General features: G+C 69.6%; 3 protein-coding genes. All 3 read left to right on the plus strand.

The features are described 5' to 3' along the window. The first annotated feature begins 38 nt into the window (after nt 1-38). The 3 genes from steA (at nt 39) to ABZ749_RS33850 (ending at nt 2,427) form a co-directional block, all read left to right on the plus strand. A complete protein-coding gene (steA, locus tag ABZ749_RS33840; RefSeq protein WP_357235155.1) occupies nt 39-1,217 on the plus strand; it encodes a putative cytokinetic ring protein SteA in 1,179 nt (392 codons plus the stop codon). A 27-nt stretch (nt 1,218-1,244) separates the two neighbouring features. Continuing rightward, the gene (locus ABZ749_RS33845) at nt 1,245-2,186 is read left to right on the plus strand and encodes a copper transporter (RefSeq protein ID WP_357208588.1); all 942 of its coding nucleotides are present in this window, start codon (nt 1,245-1,247) and stop codon (nt 2,184-2,186) included. Between the two features lie 67 nt (nt 2,187-2,253). Further along, nucleotides 2,254-2,427 (plus strand): hypothetical protein, encoded by a 174-nt coding sequence (locus ABZ749_RS33850; protein WP_357235158.1) that lies wholly within the window; start codon nt 2,254-2,256, stop codon nt 2,425-2,427. Nucleotides 2,428-2,475 lie beyond the last annotated feature (48 nt).

Genomic DNA, 2,475 nt, shown 5'->3' on the forward strand with positions numbered 1-2,475 from the left:
CGACAGAAAAGCCTGCCTCACATGCCAGGATGGTCACGATGCGTCTACCCACGTTGCGCCGGAACCGGAACGCCGAACCGGGCAGAGTCCTCGGCACCGCGCGCCTTGATCGCCGGACGAAACGCCTGGTCGGTCGGCTGCGCCCCGGTGACATCGCGGTCATCGACCACGTCGACCTGGACCGGGTGGCGGCCGACTCGCTCGTCGCCGTCGGGGTCGCGGCGGTGCTCAACGCCAAGCCGTCGGTCTCCGGCCGTTACCCGAACCTGGGCCCGGAGGTGCTGATCGCCGCCGGCATTCCGCTCCTGGACGACCTGGGGGAGGGCGTCTTCGAGCGCATCCGCGAGGGCGACCAGGTGCGCATCGAGGGCAACACGGTCTTCGCCGGTGAGGAGCCGGTGGCCCACGGCAGCCTTCAGGACGCCGAGTCGGTCGGCAAGGCGATGGCGGACGCCCGGGAGGGTCTGTCGGTGCAGTTGGAGGCGTTCGCCGCCAACACGATGGACTACCTGCGTCAGGAACGCGACCTGCTGCTCGACGGTGTCGGTGTGCCGGACATCGAGACCCAGATGCAGGGTCGGCACTGCCTGATCGTGGTGCGCGGCTACGACTACAAGGCCGACCTGGACGTGCTGCGCCCGTACATCCGGGAGTTCAAGCCGGTGCTCATCGGCGTCGACGGCGGCGCGGACGCGCTGGTCGAGGCCGGCTACACCCCCGACATGATCATCGGGGACATGGATTCGGTCACCGACGACGTGCTGCGCTGCGGCGCCGAGGTGATCGTGCACGCGTACCCGGACGGGCGCGCGCCGGGCCTGCCCCGGGTCAACGGCCTCGGTGTGCCGGCCATCACGTTCCCGGCTGCGGCGACCAGCGAGGACCTGGCCATGCTGCTGGCCGACGAGAAGGGCGCCTCGCTGTTGGTGGCGGTCGGCACCCACGCCACTCTCGTCGAGTTCCTCGACAAGGGTCGCGGCGGGATGGCCTCGACGTTCCTGACCCGGCTGAAGGTCGGCGGCAAGCTGGTCGACGCCAAGGGCGTGAGCCGGCTCTACCGGCAGAGCATCTCCGGCTCGTCGCTGCTGCTGCTGGTGCTGTCGGCGATCGCGGCGATGGCGTCCGCGGTGGCCGTGTCGACAGTCGGGAAGGCGTACCTGGGCGTGGTCGCCGAGTGGTGGGACAATTTCGTGTTCCAGCTGTACCGGCTCTTCTAGTTCCCGACCGATCAAGAGGCTGCAAGCGTGATCAACTTCCGCTACCACGTGGTGTCCCTCACCGCGGTCTTCCTGGCTCTGGCGATCGGGCTGGTGGTCGGCACAGCCGCCCTCAACGGCCCGGTCGCCGACTCGCTCGAGGGGCAGGTCACCGGGCTGCGCAAGGACAACCAACACTGGCGTCAGACGGTCAGCAACATGGAGAAGCAACTCGCGTTGGAAGAGGAGTTCGCCGAGGAGACCGCTCAGATTCTCCTGCCCGGCACCCTCACCGGGCGTCGGGTGGTGGTGCTCAGCCTGCCCAACGGGCGCGACCACACCGAGGGCGTGCTCAAGAAGCTCCAGCTCGGCGGGGCGACCATCACCGGCCAGGTCGACCTGCAGGACAAGTTCATCAACCCGGACAACAACTCCAACCTGCTGGAGTTGGCCGTCACCGCCGCCCGCCCGACCGCGCAGACCACCGGCCTGCCGGGCAACGGGCACGGCGTGGAGACCTCGAGCGCGTTGCTCGCCAGCGTCCTGCTGGACCGGCCCCAGGGCGTCGCGCCGGTCAGCGACGCCGACCGCCGGGCCGTGCTCGCCGCTTACAACAACGCCGGTTATCTGACGACCGACAGCAACAAGGTGACCGCCTCGGCGGAGGCCGTCGTCGTGGTCAGCGGCCAGCCGTACGTCGACAAGGACTCCGACAAGCGGGACGAGTCGGTCGTCAAGGTCGCGGAGCAGTTCGACCGCACCGGTTCGATCGTGGTGGCCGGCAACGGTTCGGTCGGCGGCAACCTGGTCGGCGTGGTGCGCGGCGACCCGGTGCTCGCCCAGACCATCTCCACGGTCGACAACGCCAACACCGTGCAGGGCCAGGTGGTCACCAGCCTCGCCCTGGTGCAGCAACTCACCGAGAAGAAGGCCGGGCAGTACGGCGTCGGCGACAACGCCGCGTCGCTGCTGCCTAGACTGCCCCAGTGAGCGAACGACGTACCCCCGTGTCCGGATCCGACCAGGTGACGCGTGATCGAGCCGGCGAGGTGACGGCGTGAGCGCCCTGGGTCGGCTGTTGATCGCCGGCGCGGGCGCCGCGGCGGCCCGCTACGCGCTGCGTGAGGCGCGCACCTCGCCGGCCGGGCCCGCGTTGGAACGCACCAACTTCCGTGGCCGCACGGTGAGTCTGGCCGCCGGGCCATCCCGGCGAGCCGCGCCTTCACGGTGACCACCACGAACGACACGCAGAACATCACATGCGCGATCACGATGGTCC

The sequence above is a fragment of the Micromonospora sp. NPDC047753 genome (assembly GCF_040642735.1).
Taxonomy (GTDB): Bacteria; Actinomycetota; Actinomycetes; order Mycobacteriales; family Micromonosporaceae; genus Micromonospora.